The organism is Paenibacillus sp. FSL K6-2859, from assembly GCF_038008265.1.
Classification (GTDB): domain Bacteria; phylum Bacillota; class Bacilli; order Paenibacillales; family Paenibacillaceae; genus Paenibacillus_AQ; species Paenibacillus_AQ nitricinens.
In genome coordinates, this window is the sequence record NZ_JBBOYU010000001.1 from 3685285 (window position 1) to 3704899 (window position 19615).

The 19615-nt window shown below is 42.3% G+C and carries 21 protein-coding genes; 5 read left to right on the forward strand and 16 right to left on the reverse strand.

The window, feature by feature from the left end; genetic code table 11:
* Positions 1 to 15 precede the first annotated feature (15 nt).
* Both MHB64_RS16190 and MHB64_RS16195 read right to left on the reverse strand, forming a co-directional pair.
* The gene (locus tag MHB64_RS16190; RefSeq protein WP_341134884.1) at positions 16 to 444 is read right to left on the reverse strand and encodes a GNAT family N-acetyltransferase; all 429 of its coding nucleotides are present in this window, start codon (positions 442 to 444) and stop codon (positions 16 to 18) included.
* Between the two features lie 25 nt (positions 445 to 469).
* On the reverse strand, positions 470 to 823 hold the full coding sequence (locus MHB64_RS16195) for a VOC family protein (protein ID WP_094869173.1): 354 nt from the start codon (positions 821 to 823) through the stop codon (positions 470 to 472).
* Between the two features lie 161 nt (positions 824 to 984).
* Between MHB64_RS16195 and MHB64_RS16200 the strand changes: the two genes are divergently transcribed.
* Positions 985 to 2331: a TrkH family potassium uptake protein gene (locus MHB64_RS16200; RefSeq protein ID WP_341134885.1), complete on the forward strand. Its 1347-nt coding sequence runs from the start codon at positions 985 to 987 to the stop codon at positions 2329 to 2331.
* A 61-nt stretch (positions 2332 to 2392) separates the two neighbouring features.
* Here the strand turns inward: MHB64_RS16200 and MHB64_RS16205 are convergent, their stop codons facing one another.
* The gene (locus MHB64_RS16205; RefSeq protein WP_094869093.1) at positions 2393 to 2668 is read right to left on the reverse strand and encodes a hypothetical protein; all 276 of its coding nucleotides are present in this window, start codon (positions 2666 to 2668) and stop codon (positions 2393 to 2395) included.
* Positions 2669 to 2845: 177 nt separating this feature from the next.
* On the opposite strand from MHB64_RS16205, the gene MHB64_RS16210 reads away from it, so the two are divergent.
* From MHB64_RS16210 to MHB64_RS16220, 3 genes are all read left to right on the forward strand, one after another.
* On the forward strand, positions 2846 to 4078 hold the full coding sequence (locus tag MHB64_RS16210; protein WP_094869094.1) for an aminopeptidase: 1233 nt from the start codon (positions 2846 to 2848) through the stop codon (positions 4076 to 4078).
* Between the two features lie 50 nt (positions 4079 to 4128).
* Positions 4129 to 5358, forward strand: a complete 1230-nt coding sequence (locus MHB64_RS16215) for an aminopeptidase (protein ID WP_094869095.1) — start codon at positions 4129 to 4131, stop codon at positions 5356 to 5358.
* A gap of 222 nt (positions 5359 to 5580) precedes the next feature.
* On the forward strand, positions 5581 to 5763 hold the full coding sequence (locus MHB64_RS16220; RefSeq protein ID WP_042128123.1) for a hypothetical protein: 183 nt from the start codon (positions 5581 to 5583) through the stop codon (positions 5761 to 5763).
* A gap of 71 nt (positions 5764 to 5834) precedes the next feature.
* On the opposite strand, the gene MHB64_RS16225 is transcribed toward MHB64_RS16220, so the two are convergent.
* The 9 genes from MHB64_RS16225 to MHB64_RS16265 all read right to left on the reverse strand — a co-directional run bounded on the left by MHB64_RS16225 (position 5835) and on the right by MHB64_RS16265 (position 12818).
* Positions 5835 to 6527 (reverse strand): AlkZ-related protein, encoded by a 693-nt coding sequence (locus MHB64_RS16225; RefSeq protein ID WP_280786340.1) that lies wholly within the window; start codon positions 6525 to 6527, stop codon positions 5835 to 5837.
* A 27-nt stretch (positions 6528 to 6554) separates the two neighbouring features.
* Positions 6555 to 7127 (reverse strand): TetR/AcrR family transcriptional regulator, encoded by a 573-nt coding sequence (locus tag MHB64_RS16230; RefSeq protein ID WP_341134886.1) that lies wholly within the window; start codon positions 7125 to 7127, stop codon positions 6555 to 6557.
* Positions 7128 to 7844 carry an MBL fold metallo-hydrolase gene (locus MHB64_RS16235; protein WP_094875777.1) on the reverse strand — a complete coding sequence of 239 codons (717 nt, stop codon included), beginning with the start codon at positions 7842 to 7844 and terminating at the stop codon, positions 7128 to 7130.
* 167 nt (positions 7845 to 8011) lie between these two features.
* A complete protein-coding gene (locus MHB64_RS16240) occupies positions 8012 to 8191 on the reverse strand; it encodes a helix-turn-helix transcriptional regulator (protein WP_341136088.1) in 180 nt (59 codons plus the stop codon).
* A gap of 270 nt (positions 8192 to 8461) precedes the next feature.
* Positions 8462 to 9064, reverse strand: a complete 603-nt coding sequence (locus tag MHB64_RS16245; protein ID WP_341134887.1) for a nitroreductase family protein — start codon at positions 9062 to 9064, stop codon at positions 8462 to 8464.
* Positions 9065 to 9182: 118 nt separating this feature from the next.
* Positions 9183 to 9959 carry a phosphate ABC transporter ATP-binding protein PstB gene (pstB, locus tag MHB64_RS16250; protein ID WP_076120520.1) on the reverse strand — a complete coding sequence of 259 codons (777 nt, stop codon included), beginning with the start codon at positions 9957 to 9959 and terminating at the stop codon, positions 9183 to 9185.
* Positions 9960 to 9998: 39 nt separating this feature from the next.
* On the reverse strand, positions 9999 to 10895 hold the full coding sequence (pstA, locus tag MHB64_RS16255) for a phosphate ABC transporter permease PstA (protein ID WP_042128135.1): 897 nt from the start codon (positions 10893 to 10895) through the stop codon (positions 9999 to 10001).
* Entirely contained in the window at positions 10892 to 11794 is a 903-nt protein-coding gene (gene pstC, locus MHB64_RS16260; protein WP_094869100.1) for a phosphate ABC transporter permease subunit PstC, read from the reverse strand. Before pstC ends, pstA begins: the two co-directional genes overlap by 4 nt.
* Before the next feature lie 91 nt (positions 11795 to 11885).
* Positions 11886 to 12818 carry a phosphate ABC transporter substrate-binding protein gene (locus MHB64_RS16265; protein ID WP_094869101.1) on the reverse strand — a complete coding sequence of 311 codons (933 nt, stop codon included), beginning with the start codon at positions 12816 to 12818 and terminating at the stop codon, positions 11886 to 11888.
* A 332-nt stretch (positions 12819 to 13150) separates the two neighbouring features.
* Here MHB64_RS16265 and MHB64_RS16270 point away from each other — a divergent pair, with 332 nt between their 5' ends.
* Positions 13151 to 14035, forward strand: coding sequence for a LysR family transcriptional regulator (locus tag MHB64_RS16270; RefSeq protein ID WP_341134888.1), 885 nt, complete (start codon positions 13151 to 13153; stop codon positions 14033 to 14035).
* Positions 14036 to 14103: 68 nt separating this feature from the next.
* Here MHB64_RS16270 and MHB64_RS16275 read toward each other — a convergent pair whose 3' ends face one another.
* From MHB64_RS16275 to MHB64_RS16290, 4 genes are all read right to left on the reverse strand, one after another.
* Positions 14104 to 15093, reverse strand: a complete 990-nt coding sequence (locus tag MHB64_RS16275) for a substrate-binding domain-containing protein (RefSeq protein WP_341134889.1) — start codon at positions 15091 to 15093, stop codon at positions 14104 to 14106.
* Positions 15090 to 16874 carry a cache domain-containing sensor histidine kinase gene (locus tag MHB64_RS16280; RefSeq protein WP_341134890.1) on the reverse strand — a complete coding sequence of 595 codons (1785 nt, stop codon included), beginning with the start codon at positions 16872 to 16874 and terminating at the stop codon, positions 15090 to 15092. Before MHB64_RS16280 ends, MHB64_RS16275 begins: the two co-directional genes overlap by 4 nt.
* A complete protein-coding gene (locus tag MHB64_RS16285) occupies positions 16871 to 18481 on the reverse strand; it encodes a response regulator (RefSeq protein ID WP_341134891.1) in 1611 nt (536 codons plus the stop codon). The genes MHB64_RS16280 and MHB64_RS16285 overlap by 4 nt, the downstream gene beginning before the upstream one ends.
* A gap of 112 nt (positions 18482 to 18593) precedes the next feature.
* Positions 18594 to 19574, reverse strand: coding sequence for an ABC transporter substrate-binding protein (locus tag MHB64_RS16290; RefSeq protein ID WP_094869106.1), 981 nt, complete (start codon positions 19572 to 19574; stop codon positions 18594 to 18596).
* Positions 19575 to 19615: the final 41 nt, after the last annotated feature.

Here is a 19615-nt window from a genome sequence, read left to right on the forward strand (position 1 = left end):
TCCCATCGTAAATAGCTATAAGTACTTTTTGAACAGCTTACTGGAGCTGCTATTGTATCCAAGATGTTCGTAAAATTGATGTGCATCCTCTCTACTGACTGCACTCGATAACATGATCTTAAGGGCACCCCTAGAGGTGGCTGCGTGCTCAGCATATCTCATTAATTTCGCTCCGTAACCTTTCCCTCTCACCTCTTGTGATATGATGACTCTTTCAATGACAGCAAAGGGTCGATCGTCACATAAAGCATCCATACACAGATGGAGATGGAGCGTCCCAACAATAGTCCCTTCTTCTTCGTACACATAAAGAAAACTATCCGTATTGTCAGCTATCCGCTTCAGTCGTTCCGGTGACACTTGTATAGCTGTTTGCTCAGGCAACAACATTCGATATAAATTTTCAATATACAATGTGTCTTCAGGAACAGCCTCTCTTATCATTAGTTTATTCCTTTCTTAATCATTCTTAACAACGACAGACCATGATAACATTACCATTCGGATCTTTAAAATTAAACCAATGATCATGCTCGATATCCGTAAGAATCTCTCCGCCATTTGCTTTCACATAATCGTAAGCAGCATCAATATCTTCGGTATTTAGATGAAAAGAGGGGATATTAAGAACAGACTCAGAGGTGTAAATTTTGCTGTCTAATACGATTTCTGGTCCCTGCATGGGGATGACGTATAAATGCCCGAATAATACTTCACCATCCAAAGGCAAACCAAGCAATTGGCAATACCATTCTTTTGATTTCTCAATATCCTTTACCGGAATAAAAACTGCACCAATCTGATTCAGAATCGGACTTATCACCATTAAGAAAGCCTCCTCTTTAAAGTTGCAGAATAGGGTGTTATTCTAGAATAATTCGATAAAATATGTCAATTACCTCCCTCCACTTAGGGAAGGTCTGGCAAGTTATGTTATAATTTTGTGAGCACTAATCTAATTTCACGTATGACAGGAGAATTGAATTGGCTAATCTGAACTTCGGTGGATTGAAATTAACACCACCTAAAGTCTTATCACTAGGATTTGTAATACTTATCACTGCCGGAACCTTTTTACTTAGTTTGCCGGTAGCCTCCGTAGAAGGGCATATTTCTTTTATTGATGCATTATTCATGGCTACATCGGCAACCTGTGTTACAGGTTTGGCAGTCATTGATACGGGCACACAGTTAACAACTTTTGGACAAGTCGTTCTACTCGTATTATTTCAGTTTGGGGGATTGGGTTTTATTACGATGGCCACCTTGATTACTTTGGTCCTTAATAAACGAATATCCTTTAAAGAGCGAATTCTTATGCAAGAATCTATGAACCAGAATTCCATGCAAGGTATTGTCCAGTTAATCCGCAGAGTCCTGATCTATTCCCTTGTTATTCAGCTCACAGGTGCCATCTTGTTTGCCGGTAGGTTTATGATGGATATGCCTTTCGGAAAAGCTGTATATTATGGAATTTTTCACAGTATATCTATTTTTAATAATGCAGGCTTTGATTTATTCGGTGACATTCATGGACCCTTTAGTGGACTTACTCGTTTTGTAAATGATCCTATAGTGAATTTCACCTCAATGTTCCTCATCTTTCTAGGAGGGGTCGGTTTTATTGTCCTATCTGATGTTTTTGACTTTCCAAAACGCAAAAAGCTTACTCTACATTCTAAAGTTGTTCTTTCGACCTCTGGGATATTAATTGTCATTGGGGCTGCTCTATTTTTCTTACTAGAATTTAATTCTACGCTGCAGCCTTTGAGTGCAGGTGGAAAGATGATGGCTACATTTTTACAAGCGATAACACCACGTTCAGGTGGCGTCACTACGATTGAAATTCCACTTATGCGGGAATCTACGCAATTTCTAATGATTCTGCTAATGTTCATAGGGGCTGCGCCTGGATCTACTGGTGGGGGAATTAAGATTACTACGTTCGCTGTTCTAGTGGCTGCGGTTTCTGCAAGACTAAGGGGTAAAGAGGATATTGTAATGTTTCGTCATCGGATCGCCAAAGAAAATGTCTATAGAGCCGTGACGATGACATTAATGTCTCTAATGTTAGTGGTCATTGCTACGATGTTGTTGTCCGTGACAGAAAAGGCTGACTTTCTTGCGGTACTCTTTGAATCCGTATCTGCATTCGGAACTTCTGGTCTCTCCACGGGACTTACTCCAGAATTGACTACGGCGGGTAAAGTGCTCGTTATTATTCTAATGTTTCTGGGTCGGACAGGTCCGCTTACTCTAGCTTATGCACTCAAGCCTAAGGGTAGTAAGGAACTTTACAGATATCCTGAAGGTAAGATTACAATTGGATAAGGCGAGATGTATCCAGCGGCAATGAATATTGCCGCTGGTAATCAATCAACACATGTATGTTTTACTCTTCAACGATCTCTTGTTTATCTAGTGCGGCATCCAGCAATTGATTGTATACATCGTCATCATTTTCAAGTAGCGCGTCAGTTTCTAAGAACTGATCTTCACTTCCAGGCTCACCAGCAAAGCTTAGGCTGTAATCCCATTCCGTTCCTCTTGTACTGAAAAAAGTAATCTCATATGGAGCCTTATGGTTTTCGAGAGTAAATATCGTCCTCCCTACATAGCTTTTATCCTCTTTACGGCTCATTTCAGCACTTACGATCTCTAAATTCATCCGCTAATCTTCCTTCCATTCATCAAATCATTTCCCCTTTCAGTATAGCATTGAAATGAATGTAATTCCTCAATTTACACTGTAAATTCCATGTAATTGACTTTTTTCATCCGGCGGTTAATAATTTAGTACAATACTTGTAAAGTACCAAACTATTAGTAATTGGAGGAAATATCGATGACTGATTTCGAGGCAAAGCTTAGTAAATATGCAGATTTAGCTGTGCAAATTGGGGTTAACGTTCAACCAGGGCAAATTCTGGTGGTGAATGCACCAATTCTTGCAGCTGATTTCGTTCGTATGATTACCGCCAAGGCATATGCGATTGGAGCAAGCTTAGTGAAGGTGAACTGGAGTGATGCGAGCATTACACGCCAGCAGTTTGAACATGCTGCTCCAGAAGTGTTCACTGAGCCTCCTACTTGGTACGCAGGTGAAATGACCGAACTCGCCGAGAAGGGTGCGGCTATTCTTAACGTGATTGCGGAAGATCCTGATGCACTTAAAGGTATTGATCCTGTACGCATTTCAAATTATCAAAAAGTACGGGGAGCCGCACTCACCAAATATCGTGAAATGCAAATGTCCGACAAAGTTAGCTGGAGTATTGTTGCTGTACCTTGTCAGGCTTGGGCGGATAAAGTCTTCCCGGATGTTCCAGCTGAAGAACGTGTAAGTAAGCTTTGGGAAGCTATTTTCCACACCGTACGTCTTGATCGTGAAGATCCGGTAGCTGCATGGCAAGAACATCTCGACACCTTAGATCAAAAAGCAAATGTACTCAACGCAAAAAAATATAAGAAACTGCATTACATAGCACCTGGTACGGACTTAAGCATCGAGCTTCCAGTAGGTCATATTTGGGCACAAGGAGACAGCATTAATGCAAAAGGTCATTCTTTTGTAGCCAATATGCCTACCGAGGAAGTATTTACCGCCCCTCTAAAGACTGGTGTAAATGGTACCGTACGAAGCACCAAACCGCTTAGCCATGGCGGCAACATTATCGATGGATTCTCTATTACTTTTGAAAACGGACGAATTATTAGTGTTAGTGCAGAACAAGGACAAGAAGCACTAGAGCACCTCATTAGTATGGATGAAGGAGCAAAATACCTAGGTGAAGTTGCATTAGTTCCACATAAGTCCCCTATCTCAGAGTCCAATATTCTTTATTACAATACCTTGTTTGATGAGAATGCATCCAATCACCTAGCTATAGGTATGGCTTATGCTTTCTGTTTAGAAGGCGGTAAAGATATGGCTCCGGATGAACTTATTGCGCATGGATTAAATAATAGCGTCACCCATGTGGATTTCATGATCGGTTCTGCGGAGATGAATATTTACGGAATTACTGCTGATGGAACAGAAGAACCTGTATTTATTAATGGAAACTGGGCGTTCTAATAACTGCATATTTGAAATAAAGACTAGAGATATTGAAAGGAGTAGGAACTATGTTGGATTTCAAGCAAAAACTGGAGAATTATGCATTGCTGGCAGTAAAGATTGGGGTTAATATCCAACCTGGGCAGACCCTTGTTGTAAATGCCGATATCGTTTCCGCAGAACTGGTGCGTCTTGTAGTACGTAAAGCTTATGAAGCGGGTGCGAAGCTCGTCAAGGTTAATTATAGTGATGAGGTTGTTACACGTACTCGTTATGACCTCGCTCCATCCGATTCCTTTTTGGAACCGCCACAATGGCAAGCAGATGAATTGGAAGACCTGGCTAAAAAAGGTGCAGCATTTCTATCGATAACTTCAACGAATCCAGATCTATTGAGCGGTGTTGAGTCCAAAAGAATTGCGGATAATCAGCGGATCTCTGGACAGACGTTAGCTCCATATCGTGAGTTGTTAATGGGGAATCACGTAAGCTGGAGTATTGTAGCCTTCCCATCAGCATCGTGGGCGGCAAAGGTATTCCCTGAAGCATCACCTGATCAGCAAATTGATTTGCTATGGGATGCTATCTTTAAAGCCACACGTGCGGATCAAGCTGACCCTATTCAAGCATGGAGTCAACATTTAGATGGTCTGAAAGCACGTTGTACTGCTTTGAATGATAATAAGTTCCGCAAGCTGCACTATACAGGACATGGAACCGATTTGACGATTGAGCTGCCAGAAGGACATATCTGGTGTCAAGCAGGAGCTGTCAATGGCAAAGGAGTCCCTTTCCTAGCCAACATCCCTACTGAAGAAGTATTTACTGCCCCACTGAAGTCTGGTGTGAATGGTAAGGTAAGCAGCACTAAGCCGCTTAGCTATGGGGGTAATCTTATTGACAATTTCACCCTCACCTTTGAAAACGGCAAAGTAACGGATTTCACCGCTGAAAAAGGTTCAGAAACGCTTGCTTCCCTTATTGCGTTAGATGAAGGCTCTGCTTATCTTGGAGAAGTCGCTTTGGTGCCTTTCCACTCTCCGATCTCCGAGAGCGGAATTCTATATTACACCACATTATATGATGAGAATGCCTCCTGCCATTTGGCATTAGGTGCAGCTTATGCCTTTACCCTTCAAGAAGGTACGACAATGACGAAAGAACAATTGCAGGAAAAAGGAATGAACCAAAGCCATACACATGTTGATTTTATGATGGGCTCACCTGAAATGAGCATTGATGGTATTAAGGATGATGGAACAACCGTACCTATCTTCCGTGATGGAGATTGGGCTTAAATTGTTCGCTTAAATTATTGAATAAATAAAATGCCAAACAACCTGCTTGGTTCCTCTTCCGAGGACAAAAGCAGGTTGTTTTTTATTGCAAACTAGAATATCCAGTAAATAAATAGTCCAAATTTGAATAAAAGTTCAATATTTGTTCACACTATTGTTGATTTCCGTTCACAAATATGTCACAATACAGTTAAGGATCTAATTTCCAAGGAGGGGATTATCATGTTGAGAGACCCAATATCCAATGAAATTGACAGCGTTGAAGAAGAACAGCTCGAAATTCAAGCACCGGTGGATTCAAGAATTGTTGCATCTAATGCAATCAAATATACCGCCTATGTTATGCTGTTTTTCGGATTCTTGTATTTCCTGATTGCTTACTTGGCACCTATGTTGGAACAATAATGTGATGGATATGATTTTATTAGAAAACGCTTACGGCTAATCACTCTCTTGGGAGTACTGATTAGCCGTTTTTATTTCCATGAGAGTGCTTTGTTCGTCCAGGCTATTGCTGTAGGCGACCATATGCCATTCATTTTGGAATGTAGCCAAGCTATGGCCTCTTCTCTATCGCCTTCAAATGAGGAAAGACCGTTATCTTCCGTCCAGTGGCTTACAGTCTCAAACGAGGTACTGCTCCAGCCATTTTTCTCACCTTCTGCATTTTGGCGTTCTTTTACACCTGAAATAACGATGTCCAGCGATGCCTGAAGCTCCGTAACTGCATTATCGAATGCCGTCTTCTTTTCCTTAGCCTTCATATCAGCTTCAGCACGAAGGATGCGTGTATCAATCCCTTGACGTTCACGGATAATTTGCAGTAAAGTCACTGCTTCTCTGCTGGCCAATCCGTCATTATAACGTTCTTCTATAGATTTTGTACTTCCAACAGCTGCCACAAATGCTGGAAACCACCCGCTAGAGACCAAGATCGCTTTTTTCTTAATAAACTTGCCGTATCCAGCCAATCCTTCCCCGGGAAACCTTACACGCCATGACCAAGGATCTAGCTCTGTTCCTGTATGCCAATTTTCTGCTTTCGTTAATCCGTTTAAAGATGGGTGATCAGGAATCAGGTTTGCAAGCGGTAAAATCCCAACCTTGGCAACAATGCCTACAGCTTCCTCAAAAGTGGTGACACTACCTTCTTCATATCCCTCATGCATCACTACATCATCTCCTTATGTACTCCATTATTTTGATTTCATATTTCCAATCCCAGCAATGAATGTACCGATGAGGCGAGATAAACTTACATTAGTATCAAGCGCCATTCCGAAACCGCCTTTTTGTTCCAAAGAGGCGAAGCCATGCAAAATGCTTCGTAACCCGCGGACTGCATGAATTTCACCCTCCTCACCTAACTGATAATCCTTCATCACTTGAATGATAAGCTTCAGTATATGTTCACTTGCTGCTTCTAGCTCCGTATTGGCCTGTTCAGGCGCTCGCAGCGTGGTCTCATATAAACCAGGGCGACTTCTAGCAAAGTCCACGTACGCTCGCCCCATCGCCTGTACAGCATTATCTCTACTAAGTCCTTTAGCTGCGCTAATCATGGCCGTAGAAAGCTCACCTAGTCCATAAATTGCTAGTTGTGTACGCAAATCCTGTAGCCCGTTAATGTGATTGTATAGCGACGGAGATCGAACACCTAGTTTATTAGCCAATGCAGCTAAAGTTACGGTCTCGATTCCTTCATGATCGGCAATTTCTGCTGCTGCAATAACTAGCATACGACGATCTAATCCCGCTCTAGGTGACATTTAATTCCTCCTTCCTTGATTCATTTGTGCTTTGTGTATGGCATTCTCCATGGTTTGAACTGGATTTCTAAGCAAGTCTCCATGTCCAGTGGCCAGTATAGTCGGAGAAGCCTCTAGAAGCTTAATGGCACTTTTTAAGGCTTGATCTTTATTCCAGGTGGCCATAGCCGGAAACGGAAACCAAGGAATTACGGTTCCTGAAACTGCGGTTCCCCGGAAGGTTTGAAAAGCATCGCCAACAATAACAGCTTTGCTTCGTGAATCAATAAAAGACATAGAGCCAGGGGTATGACCGGGAGTTAGAATGGCTGTCAACGAACCAATGACATCGCCATCATAGAGTAATACATCTGGTCTTGTTGTTACCTTATCGGGTACACTTCCCTTAATAGGGGTCTGAGGTTCTCCCTCACGAAGGGAACGATCTCCGCTTAATAAAGAGGAATCCCTTTCTGAAATGTACACCTGAGCCTCTGGAAGCTGCTTTTTTAGTTCATCCAGTGCACCAACATGATCACCATGAGCATGCGTTAATACAATACGAGTAATCTTCTTATTTAACTTTGCTGAAGTATCCATAATTCCCTTTACACTAAACGGCATGGCCGCATCGATCAAAGTTAATTCATTTTCTTCCTCTATGATGTAACAATTCACAGGAAACACTTTTGGCATCCAAGTCAGCTGTAATAAATGACCTTCACGAGTTACTCTCATCATTATCCCTCCACAAAACTAATGGTATTAGCTTAAATATAAACTAATACCATTAGTTTTGCAATAGCGATTTATCCATTCCTCTACCCACTATCATAAACCCGTATGTACTAATCTTCTGACCTTCTGAGATAATCCGCTCATCCTTAATCCTTGTCCCTCTCACCTTAATCCTCCCAAAAAATATCGTCTAATGATCTATCCAATGCCTTGCAGATCGCTAAGCATAACTTAAGTGTCGGGTTATAGTTTCCCGCTTCAATTAGGCCAATCGTCTGCCTTGTAACTCCTACTAATTCCGCTAACTGTTCTTGGGAAAGATCTTTTTCTACACGAGCCAGTTTCATCTTGATGTTCTTGTTCTCCCCCACGCTTTTCCCTCCTTATACAATTTGTTTCATTACACTAAATTGTAATCTATACTAATCATTATGCACAATATATATTGCTATAAACATTTTCGAAACTTCTTCAACTCAACTTTACTCATCCTCGATTCATCTTTACTCGACTTTCCTTATCTTTTCCCTGCCTCTTTCCTAGAGATTCTAAGCAAGAAAAAAAGCACCCCAATGGATGCTTTAAACGATTACTATTCAAATCCCTTATAGTCTTCTCTATTCCACTACATCGTTCTCTGGATAGCTATCAACGATCTTCAGTAGTTCAGAAGCATCCGTGCGTGGACGGCTGTCTGGCACAGTTTCTGGGTATCCAGCATGAATCATAGCTATGATCTTCTCTCCTGGCTTCACACCAATTTTGTTACGGAATTCAGGATTATTGATATAAGGATCGGTCTTCCAAATCGTTCCCACGCCTTGCTCCCAAGCTGCTAGCTGGAAGTTCTGCACAAGTGCTGACGCTGCTGCAAAATCCTCATCCCACTCTCTCTGCCGAGGATCTTCAGGCATCACCACAATTAACGTTAAGGGAATATTTGAGATATATTCTTTGCGCTTGGCAGCCACTTCAGGATCAGCTATGGCACGTTTCACGAAGGCAAATGCTGCTTCAGCCAAGAACTTTGTACCTTCACCTTGAAAAGCAATGAATCTCCACGGCTCACGAACCCCATGATTAGGCGCCCATACCGCTACATTTAACAATTCCTCTAGTAGTCCTTGTGGCAGTGGATCTTTTTGAAAAAGTTTAACAGAGCGCCGTTCTTTAATTAGTTCTGCTACGCTATTCTTTTGAGTCGATTGAGTTTGTGTCATAAGATCCACTCCCTATAGTAATAATGATAATCATTATCATTAATAATACAGTATCAATCTGCCTTTTGCAAATATTAGAAAAAAAACACCGTTCCCTAAAGAACGATGTTAAAAGGCTTCAGCCGAAACGGCCCATGATGTATTCTTGTGTCATTTGATTCTCAGGATTAGTAAAGACCTTATCCGTTTTATCATATTCTATAAGGGATCCAAGATAAAAATAGGCCGTATAATCAGAGATCCGTGCAGCCTGCTGCATGTTGTGCGTTACGATTACGATGCGAAGCTCTTCTTTTAACTCCTTGATGAGCTCCTCTACTTTACCAGTGGAAACCGGATCTAGTGCGGATGCGGGTTCGTCCAAGAGCAGAATTTGTGGGTTAACCGACAACGCCCTTGCAATACATAAGCGCTGCTGTTGTCCACCGGATAGAGCTAATGCTGAATCTTTTAACCGGTCCTTCACTTCGTCCCACAAGGCTGCTTTGCGAAGGCTGCTCTCTACGATCTCATCGAGTGCTTTTTTCCCTTTAATTCCATGATACTTAGGACCAAAAGCGATGTTATCATAAATGGATTTGTAGAACGGATTCGGCTTCTGCCACACCATACCAATCTTCTGACGCAGTTTGATAACGTCTGTGCCCGGAGCATTAATATCCACTCCATCAATCCATATGCTTCCTTTGGTGGTTGATCCGGAGATTTCGTCATTCATCCGATTCAGTGAACGAAGAAAGGTTGATTTACCGCAGCCGGATGGGCCGATCAGTGCAGTAACCGTATTTTCAGCAAAAGGAAGACTAATCCCCTTTACTGCCTCATATGTTCCATAAAAAATACTCAGGTCCTCGGTTTGAAAAGATTCTCGCACTGCTGTTGCCGACGTTCCCATCGATTACTCCTCCTACATCTCTACTTTAATTTTTAGGAATTAGTTCATTCTTTTTGAAGCTGTAAGCTTACGATAAATAAATCTTCCGAAATAACGTGCTGCCAAGTTGAAGATCAACACCATAATTACAAGTACTGCTGAAGCTCCCGCAGCAATTTGCGCGGCATCAGGAGCAAGGCCTTCACTATTTACCTTCCAGATATGAACAGCCAGTGTTTCAGCTGGACGGAAAGGATTCAGTGGTGAGTTCGGACTAAGTGGATTCCAGTTGGTGAAATCTAGTCTTGGACTACTCATTCCTGCAGTGAACATCAACGCGGCTGCTTCCCCAAAGACACGGCCAGCGGACAAAATTGTACCGGTAATAATCGTTGGTAATGCTACTGGAAACAACACAGAGGTTACGATTTTCCACTTGGACAATCCTAGTGCAAAACCTGCCTCTTTTTGTTGCTTCGGAACACTACGGAAAGCTTGCTCAGTAATCCGAACCATCAGCGGTAGATTAAAGACCGTCAATGCCAGTGCTCCCGAGATTAAGGAAAAGCCAAGATTAAAATAGTTAACAATCAGCAATAGACCAAACAAGCCGACTACGATTGAAGGGAACGAAGATAATACTTCAACAATTAAGCGAATAAAGCCGGTGATTTTTCCTGGACGAGCATATTCAGCCATATAAATACCGGCACCCAGTCCAAGCGGTACTGTAATTATTAGCGTGAGTACCAAAAGGAATAAGGAGTTGAATAATTGAGGACCAATTCCTCCACCTGCTCGAATTTTTTGTGGTGCAGAGAATAGAAAATCCCAACTAATGTGACTAAGGCCTCGAAAGAGGATATATCCTAATAGACCAACCAGAATAGCTACGATGAGCAATGCGAAAAACACAATAAGGCTTGTGGCAATTTTATTTACGGTTCTCGGCTTCAAATTTTATTTCTCCTTTCAAGCAGTCTCACAAAGAAGACAAATACAAAGGTCATCAGCATAAGAACCAGTGCCATACTCCACAGAGCATTATTGTGCGCAGAACCCATGGTTGTGTTCCCCATTCCAAGCGTGATTACACTCGTCAAGGTAGAAGCTGATTCAAAGAGTGATTTTGGTACGAATGGCGCATTCCCGATAACCATCTGTACAGCAAGGGCTTCACCGAATGCACGTGCCATCCCCAGGACAATACCAGTCATAATAGCAGGAAACGTTGTCGGAATAATCACTCGAGAGATCGTCTGCCACCGGGTGGCACCAAGCGCATAGGAGGATTCCTTTAAATTTTGCGGCAATGAAGCCAGCGCGTCTGCAGCCACGCTTGTAATCGTCGGAAGAATCATGACCGAGAGCACAAGCGCGCCTGCAGCTACCCCGATGCCTTGACCAGGCAGGTTGTTGCGTAGAAACGGTACAATAACACTTAATCCGATGAAACCATAAACAACTGAAGGGATACCTGCCAACAGCTCGATTACGGGCTGAAGCAATTTTTTGCCCCATCCTGGGACAATCTCCGTCATAAACAGCGCAGCGCAAAGGCTAAGTGGACTAGCAATCAATGCTGCAAGTAGAGTAACTAAGAAGGATCCCGTGATAAACGGAAATGCACCAAAGGATGGCGTATCTGCTTCAGGTGACCACTTTGTTCCGAACAGAAAATCTGTAACGCTAACATCGCCACTTGTGAAAGTTGAAATCCCTTTAGACGCCACAAAATATACCATCGATACAATGATTGTTATCAATAGCAGTACACAGAAGGACATATATGTACGTCCCACAAAATCTTCAATATGATGTTTCTCGATGCGTGAGTTCTTTATTTTCACCCTCAATTGCTCCCTCTTTCTAAAGTGAAAAGAGAGGCAGATGTATCCGCCTCTAATCACTTGAGATTCTAATCCTTACAAATTACTTAGAAGTGAATTACTTAGCTGTAACATTTCCTGCAACGTCACGAGTAACTTGCATTTTTACTGCTGGAATGTATCCAAGCTCAACAACTTCACCTGTTTGTACTTCGTCTGTCAAGAAAAAGTCAAGGAATGCTTTTACTGTTTCATTTGGTTCGCCGTTTGTGTACATGTGCTCGTAAGCCCATACTGGATATTTACCAGAAACAACATTGTCCACAGATGCTTCTACACCATCAAGGCTAAGTGTTTTGATTGAATCATCAAGGTATGAAAGAGCCAGATAACCGATAGCCCCTGGAGTTTCTCCGATCATTTTCTTAACAGTACCGGAGGAATCTTCTTGAATCGATCCTGGGATATCTTCCGTTTTAGTTCCAAGTGCAAAGCTTTCAAAGGTTGCGCGAGTACCGGAGCTGCCTGGACGGTTGATGATTTGGATTTTTTGATCCGCTCCGCCAACTTCTTTCCAGTTCGTAACCTTACCTGTGAAAATATCGATAAGCTGTTGCTTAGTCAAGCTGTCTACACCAGCATCCGGATGAGTTACTGCTGCGATCGCTACTACTGCTACTTGATGATCTACAAGAGCTGCTGCTTTTTCTGCATCTGCATCCTTTAGTTTTTCTTCTGCGAATACATCAGAGTTACCGATATCTACTTGTTTCTCAGCTACTTGAGTAAGACCAGTACCACTGCCGCCGCCTTGAACTTGAATGTCCACACCAGCATTTTTATCCATGAAATTCTCTGCTACCAGCTCAACCAATGGTTGTAGTGCTGTTGAACCTGATGCTAGAATAGAACCACTTATTTTAGCGCCGCTACCTTCATTTGTAGCTGCAGCGTTTCCTCCCGTGTTGTTTGCCCCACCATTACCGCAGGCCGAAAGTGCCAGTACGCTCGTTAAAGCCAAAGTCATAACCCAAGATTTTTTGAATTGCATTGTTTTGTCTCCTCCTAAATGTTTTGTTAGCACGGCTTCCGCATACAGTTCATATGGAACTGGCTTCGAAAGCTTTAACATGGTGTTGTGGAGCTTTGGCCCCCATATGCTTGTTTACTGTAAAAGTGCATTGTACGCATATGTTATTGTTGTTGTCCGGGGCTTCTTGGCCCCTCTGACTCTTCTTATTCTAGAGCTCGTTCGTTAGAGAAACTTCTTAACTTTGTAAAGCGAACGATAAAAATACCAATAGAAACTATATATATGTATAGATTTAATCTATAATGGAGATATAATTTGTTATCCAACTTAGCATTGTTCGGAGGAAAGTCATGAATATTATGAAGTTAAAGATCGTTATTCTACTTGAAAAATATAAGAAAGTAACCGATGTAGCTGCTGAATTGGGCCTTAAACAACCCACTGTATCTTTTCATATGAAGAATTTAGAGAATGAATTTGGAACTCCTTTATTCCAGTATCGAAGTGGAAGAGTCCTGCTCACAGATGCGGGTAGAGCCCTTTATCAATATGCGCTCAAGATTGTCTCACTTACGGCCGAAGCTGAACGTACTGTTAAACAGTTTTCTTCCCCAACACATGGTACTTTGAAGCTGGAAGCAAGTTATATACCTGCAACTTATATTTTACCTAAAGCGCTAATCCAATTCATGAAACAATATCCTGGTATTAATAATTCGATGACGATCCAAAGTGACACTTTGTTAAAGGAACGACTCCGAAGCCGAGAAATTCAAATGGCTATTTTGCACACTTCAGATTGGCATGATGAATCCTTTAACTTTCAGCTGATTGTCCGCGACGAGCCTGTGCTGATTTTTGCCCCTAGTCACCCTTTTGCAACTATAGAGAAGCTAACACCAGAACAGATCGCGCTTGAGCCTTGGATTCAGTATGAGAGTGGTTCTTGTTTACGGGGATTTGCGGATCAATGGGCAGAAATAAATCATATTCGCTTGTGGAACCGATCCGAGTTAAATTCACCTGAATCCCTAAAGAAGTTAGTTAGCGAGGGAGATGGTGTAGGCATTTGTTCTAGAGTTAGCATTGAAGCAGAACTTGCATTAGGTCGTCTTTGTTATGCTCCTCTACCGGGAGTTTTGCCTGAGAGCGGCGGTTTTGTACTGGCTTGGCGAAAAGATCATATATTAACACCGTTGCAGCAGTCTTTTGCTGAAATGTTAAACAACGTTTAGACTTTATATTTTATACTAAAAGGGAGCACCCAAAGCCATTACGGACTTGAGCACTCCCTTTTTTAGGCTTATTCTATAAACGGAAACATTAACTTCTCATTCTCACTTGTGTACATATTTTCCTTCGTAATGAATTCGGAGCCTGTATCCATAACAGGAGCTACTTTGTGGCCTGAAACGGCTTCAAGTGCAGTTTTCACAGCCAAGTACCCCATAGTAAAAGGTTTTTGAATCACCGTCCCCAGCATAATTTCATTCTCCAGCAATTGAACCTCACTACTGGAATTGTCGAACCCCACCAGCTTCACTTTGTCTTTTAAGCCCATATCCATAATTGCCAGTCCCGCACCTAATGTAGAGGGCTCATTGAGACCAATGATTCCCTTTAGTTGAGGCTGATTCCTTAGAAGATCAACAGTTAATTGATATGCCTTCTTCGAAGAACCGTTACTGTAAAGGGTATCCTGCACAAGATTAACTCCATTCTGAGATAAAGCATCCCTAACCCCTTTCTCTCTCTCGATAGCTGTAGCGGAGCCTTGTACAAAATTCATAATGGCGACTAGATCGTCGCTATGAATATTTTCAATCAACTTCTGCGCTGCTTTTCGGCCTGCTTCATAATTATCTGTGGCGATAAAACTCTCCGATACACCGCCGTTCAGTCCCGAGTCTACCGTAATAAGCGTGATACCCGCAGCTTTAATCTGCTCTGCAACCGGAACAAGACGATAATAGTCGGTAGCAGCCAAAATAATGGCATCAGGCTTCTCCTCAATCGCCTGTTCTAGTAATTGAATCTGCTTATCCACATCTAACTCGGTATTTGTTCCTACCGTATGGACATCTGCATCGAATTCCTTGGCAGCAGTTGCCACACCTTGTTTCATTACCTCCCAGAATTCAATGCTGGTATCGATAGTCTTAGGAACGTAGATAATGGTTCTGACTTTTGGATCAAGCTCATTCGTAAACATACGATAACCTACCCAACCGAGCGCTACAATAAAGAATAACAGTAGAGCAGACAGGCCTATTTTTGACCAAAGTGAACTCATGGACTCTCCTCCTCATAGAGCGCAGGAATTCTTAAAGTGACCGTCGTCCCTTCTTCCATTTCACTTGCAAAAGACAAACCGTAATGGTCCCCGAAATAAAGCTGAATGCGATGGTTTACATTCGCGACGCCTACCCCACTGCCAATCCTGTAATCTGGCTTTTGAAGCAGTAACTTCCCCATCTGATCTGGATTCATACCGACACCATTGTCAATAATTTGAATAGTAATATCTTTTTGCTCTCTTTTGCCTTTAATCAGGATGTGACCTTGCTCAGGATTATGCTTTATCCCATGATAAATCGCATTTTCAACTAAGGGTTGAAGGACCATTTTCAAAATACTGCATTCAAGAATGTCTTCATCCACTTCTATCGAATATGTGAATTTATGGCGATAGCGCATGTTCTGAATCGTTAGATAGTGCCGAATATGTTCTAGTTCTCTAGCGATCGGGATCAGCTCCTCGCCCTCACCAATCGTAGAACGTAGCAGCTTCGATAATGAAGAGGTCATTTCGACTACCTCCTCCATCTTACCGGTCTCTGCCATCCAAATGATCGAGTCCAGCGTATTATACAAAAAGTGGGGCTTAATCTGTGCTTGTAAGGCCTTAAGCTCACTCACACGCTTCATCTCTTGCTCCATGACGATCTGACTCATCAGCTCTTTAATCTTCAGGATCATCAGGTTAAAGGTACGGGCTAGCTTACCGATTTCGTTCGTGCTCTCAATCTCCACGCGAATGTCGAACTCACCGCGTTCAGCCTTTTTCATATTCATTTCTAAATTCTTGAGCGGTTTGGTTAATGCGTAGGACAGCAGCACAGAAATTGCCATAGCACAGATCAGACTTACGGCTCCCCACAAGGCGGCGGTCCCTTGCATCTGCTGTTTGTTAGCAACCAGATCATCTGGATAGGTGACCCCTACAATCTTCCAGCCAAAGCTAGTGGTATCCACGGTGTACAGTTTCTGTTCGTTCCCTGCTTTCACCGTAACTGACCCGTTCTTAATCCCAAGAACAGTATCCAATTGCTCAAACTTGAGCTGCGAATAAATCAACTGCTGTTGAGGATGATAAACTAAACTCCCTGACGGATCTACGATAAATACATAACCGCGCTTTCCCAGTTCGATTTGTTTGCACAAATTGTTAATAACGCTGAAATTAAGATCTACGAGTAGCACACCCTGTCGATCTGCTTCCATTTCAGAAAAAGAATCGGAAAGCTTTCTACTGATCGACACTACCCAACGGTATTCATTCTGAAATAAGTGCTGCACATGTGAAGAGGAGACAGCCACTCCCGTCTGGTTCAATGCTTGCTGATACCACTCTTGAGCAATCAACTCGGGAAGCGGTTTCAAAACTGCATCCAGTCGATCTGAAACGGTTATCCCTTCCGAGCTTGCATACACAATAGAAGAAATATCCGAGCGGGATTGGACTACAGATCGTAGATATTGGCTAGCTAATTGCTTATCCTTGGTCTCCCCTTCTTGTCCAGAACTCGAACCTCTTACATATTTCTCAAGATCACTGCTAGTTAACACCAGAGCAGCAATGCTCTCCATGTTGCTAATATAATTCTCGATGTTCAGTTTTACTTGTTCTATTAATTGTGAGGTATAGGCTACGGAATTCCCCATGACGGCTGCTGAGGAGAGTCGATATGAAGTATAGGTAAGTACTATAGTGGTGCAGAGGATAAGAAGCGAAAAAGAAATCGCGATATTATTATGAATACTTCGACTTCGGAAGAAACGATTAGGTTTCATAGAAGAAGATTCTCCTTCTGTCGCTGTCGATATTCCTTAGGTGTGATCCCAACATTTCGTTTAAAAATAACACTGAAATACTGAGGATCAGCATAGCCCACTCTAGCAGCGATATCATAAGTCTTCAGCTGTGTGATGGTAAGCAGTTCTTTAGCTTTTTCCAAACGGAGGCGAGTCAAATACTCAATAAAAGTCTCACCGGTATGCTGTTTAAACGTTACACTGAAATAACTGATGCTCATAAAAATATGGCTACATAACTCATTGAGTGAAAAACTGTCATTATAATAATTCTCCCGGATATAAGCTTCCGCGGCTTTCATCTGAGAAGCCCTTACCGTAGTTCTTTGTTCCGATAGCTTGAGGATCAGCTCATGGCAAGTTCTCTCCAAATAATTTCTCGCTTCCTCTAAAGTCTTTAGAGCAGCAACTTCTGCGAACATATTATGCGAAACCAGCTCAGTATTGGGGAATCCAATATCGGCCACATAATTCATTAGAGAAACGAGCATCTGGTAGATGATACTGCGGCAACCTTCTATAGAAGAGCTATTGCTCTTTAATTCCTGAAACCATTGTGAGAGAACCTCTGAGATCGCTGATGCTTTCCCTGTCTTCAACGCGGATATAAATTGCTTTTCCCAAGAAGTGAAGTGCGCTTGATCCAACCCTTTGCCAAACTCAAGATCCTGAATGGAGATCACCTTATCGATGCCTAAAAGATAACGATATTCTAAGGATGAAATCGCTTCCTGGAAGGATTGTGGAATTTGTTGCATGCTAGCGTATTTTCTACCGATGCCGATGGTGGCGGTCAGCTTCAAATACTTATTCAAGCTGGTCTGAACCTGATCCGCGAGAAGCTGTGTTGTAACTTCAATTGCTTCTGAATCTCCTGATAATATCGCAGCGAGTTTACCATCTCTAGTCTGAAACACCACCCCGCACTGCCCCTTCTCAAGTTGCTCCTGCACAATGTTAAATGCAGCAAAACGTAGTAGCTCAGCATCAGAAGCAATGTCCTGGCTTCGACTCTCCATTTCTATCTCGATTACGATTGCAAGGTAAACCGCGCCCTGAAACTGTATATGAAAATAATTCATTTTATTCTCGATCTCATCGTTCTTCATTCGAGTCGTAACCAGTTTCTCCAGAAAACGTTCGCGCAGTAAAGGTAAGCTCTGATTTAATTGCATGCGAAGCTTTGCGATATTGGCCTTTTGTAAATACTCTTCATCCAAATCCTGTTTCATTTTGTTTAGAAATTCTGCAAACTCACGAGCATTAATCGGTTTTAACAAATATTCTGTCACCTTCAAAGTTATTGCCTGTTTGGCGTAATCGAAGTCTTCATAACCAGTTACGATAATGACCTTCATGTCGCGGTACCGTTCCATAACAGCTTTTGCCAGTCCTAAACCATCCATAAAGGGCATGCAAATATCTGTAATAATCACATCTGGTCGAAACTGCTCGATCGCATCAAGGGCATCTCTGCCGTTATCGAAATCTCCAACGAGCTCAAAACCATAATTATTCCAAGATATCTTCTGTTTAATCGCTTCACGAACCTCATCTTCATCATCAACCAGAATAATCTTATACATCCAACACCTCCTCAGCTATGAACTTATCGATCGCTTACATGTAAATGTTTACCTTTTTAAATAAGGATAATAGAGGTTGCCTATTTAAGGCAACCTCTATTATATGTAGCTTCTATTCGTATAGCAGAGGTTTGATCTCATCGGAATCCATATTGTTCTTATCGTACCAATGAAACCCTGTGTCAATATTCTTTTCTACGGTTTCCCCTTTAATCGCCTGCACAGCCGCCTTCACCGCTTGATAACCAATCCCAATAGGGTCCTGTGTAACCGCGCCAGCCACAACACCACTACGAATGGCATCCATTAACTGTTTACCAGAGTCAAATCCGATGACCACAATCTTTCCACCCATCTGCAATTCATTTACGGCATTAGCCACACCTACCGCAGAGCCTTCGTTTGAGCCATAGATCCCTTTAAGATCCGGATTGGCCTGCATCATCGCTTTTGCAAGATCCGTGGACTTCAACTGATCTCCGCCGCCATATTGCGGCTCTAACACTTCAATATCTGGATATTTCGCTTTCATTTGTTCTAAGAAACCATCACGACGTTGTTGACCTGTGCTGCTTGTTTGGTCATGTACTACTAGACCTACTTTACCTTTCTTGCCAATCAACTCAGCCATTTTATCAGCTGCTAAAGCGGCGGCTGCTTTATTGTCCGTCGCTGCTGTTGCTACAGGGATATCGCTATCTACACCAGAGTCAAAGCCAATGATTGGAATATTGTTTTCCTTTGCCTTTTCCAGATATGGAATCGCTGCTTTGCTGTCCAGAGCCGCTAAAGCGATTGCTGCAGGTTTCTTGTCTAGCGCCGTCTGCAACATTTCAATTTGTTTATCTACCTGACTCTCGTTTTCAGGGCCTTCAAACGTAATCTCGACATTAAACTCCTTGGCAGCCTTCTCGGCTCCTTGCTTCACCGCTTGCCAGAATTGATGCTGGAAGCCTTTTGAAATGACTGGGATATAGGGTTTGTCTGAACCGGATGCACTCTTTTTGCTATCACTGTTGTTACAAGCACCAAGTAAGGTAGTAGCCAGTAACAAACTGGCAAGCATAATAATCCCTTTTCGACGTTGTTTCATTTAAATCTTCCCCCTCGTCATTTGCTTTGTATATCACTCCG

What these genes read in the sequence shown, in the direction of transcription:
- MHB64_RS16215 (WP_094869095.1), top strand. Translation starts at nt 4,129, where the DNA reads ATGTTGGATTTCAAGCAAAAACTGGAGAATTATGCATTGCTGGCAGTA.
- MHB64_RS16240 (WP_341136088.1), bottom strand. Translation starts at nt 8,191, where the DNA reads ATGAAACTGGCTCGTGTAGAAAAAGATCTTTCCCAAGAACAGTTAGCG.
- MHB64_RS16265 (WP_094869101.1), bottom strand. Translation starts at nt 12,818, where the DNA reads ATGCAATTCAAAAAATCTTGGGTTATGACTTTGGCTTTAACGAGCGTA.
- MHB64_RS16235 (WP_094875777.1), bottom strand. Translation starts at nt 7,844, where the DNA reads ATGAGAGTAACTCGTGAAGGTCATTTATTACAGCTGACTTGGATGCCA.
- MHB64_RS16290 (WP_094869106.1), bottom strand. Translation starts at nt 19,574, where the DNA reads ATGAAACAACGTCGAAAAGGGATTATTATGCTTGCCAGTTTGTTACTG.
- MHB64_RS16275 (WP_341134889.1), bottom strand. Translation starts at nt 15,093, where the DNA reads ATGAGTTCACTTTGGTCAAAAATAGGCCTGTCTGCTCTACTGTTATTC.
- MHB64_RS16280 (WP_341134890.1), bottom strand. Translation starts at nt 16,874, where the DNA reads ATGAAACCTAATCGTTTCTTCCGAAGTCGAAGTATTCATAATAATATC.
- MHB64_RS16225 (WP_280786340.1), bottom strand. Translation starts at nt 6,527, where the DNA reads ATGCATGAGGGATATGAAGAAGGTAGTGTCACCACTTTTGAGGAAGCT.
- MHB64_RS16190 (WP_341134884.1), bottom strand. Translation starts at nt 444, where the DNA reads ATGATAAGAGAGGCTGTTCCTGAAGACACATTGTATATTGAAAATTTA.
- MHB64_RS16270 (WP_341134888.1), top strand. Translation starts at nt 13,151, where the DNA reads ATGAATATTATGAAGTTAAAGATCGTTATTCTACTTGAAAAATATAAG.
- MHB64_RS16230 (WP_341134886.1), bottom strand. Translation starts at nt 7,127, where the DNA reads ATGTCACCTAGAGCGGGATTAGATCGTCGTATGCTAGTTATTGCAGCA.
- MHB64_RS16245 (WP_341134887.1), bottom strand. Translation starts at nt 9,064, where the DNA reads ATGACACAAACTCAATCGACTCAAAAGAATAGCGTAGCAGAACTAATT.
- MHB64_RS16220 (WP_042128123.1), top strand. Translation starts at nt 5,581, where the DNA reads ATGTTGAGAGACCCAATATCCAATGAAATTGACAGCGTTGAAGAAGAA.
- MHB64_RS16205 (WP_094869093.1), bottom strand. Translation starts at nt 2,668, where the DNA reads ATGAATTTAGAGATCGTAAGTGCTGAAATGAGCCGTAAAGAGGATAAA.
- MHB64_RS16285 (WP_341134891.1), bottom strand. Translation starts at nt 18,481, where the DNA reads ATGTATAAGATTATTCTGGTTGATGATGAAGATGAGGTTCGTGAAGCG.
- pstB (WP_076120520.1), bottom strand. Translation starts at nt 9,959, where the DNA reads ATGGGAACGTCGGCAACAGCAGTGCGAGAATCTTTTCAAACCGAGGAC.
- MHB64_RS16210 (WP_094869094.1), top strand. Translation starts at nt 2,846, where the DNA reads ATGACTGATTTCGAGGCAAAGCTTAGTAAATATGCAGATTTAGCTGTG.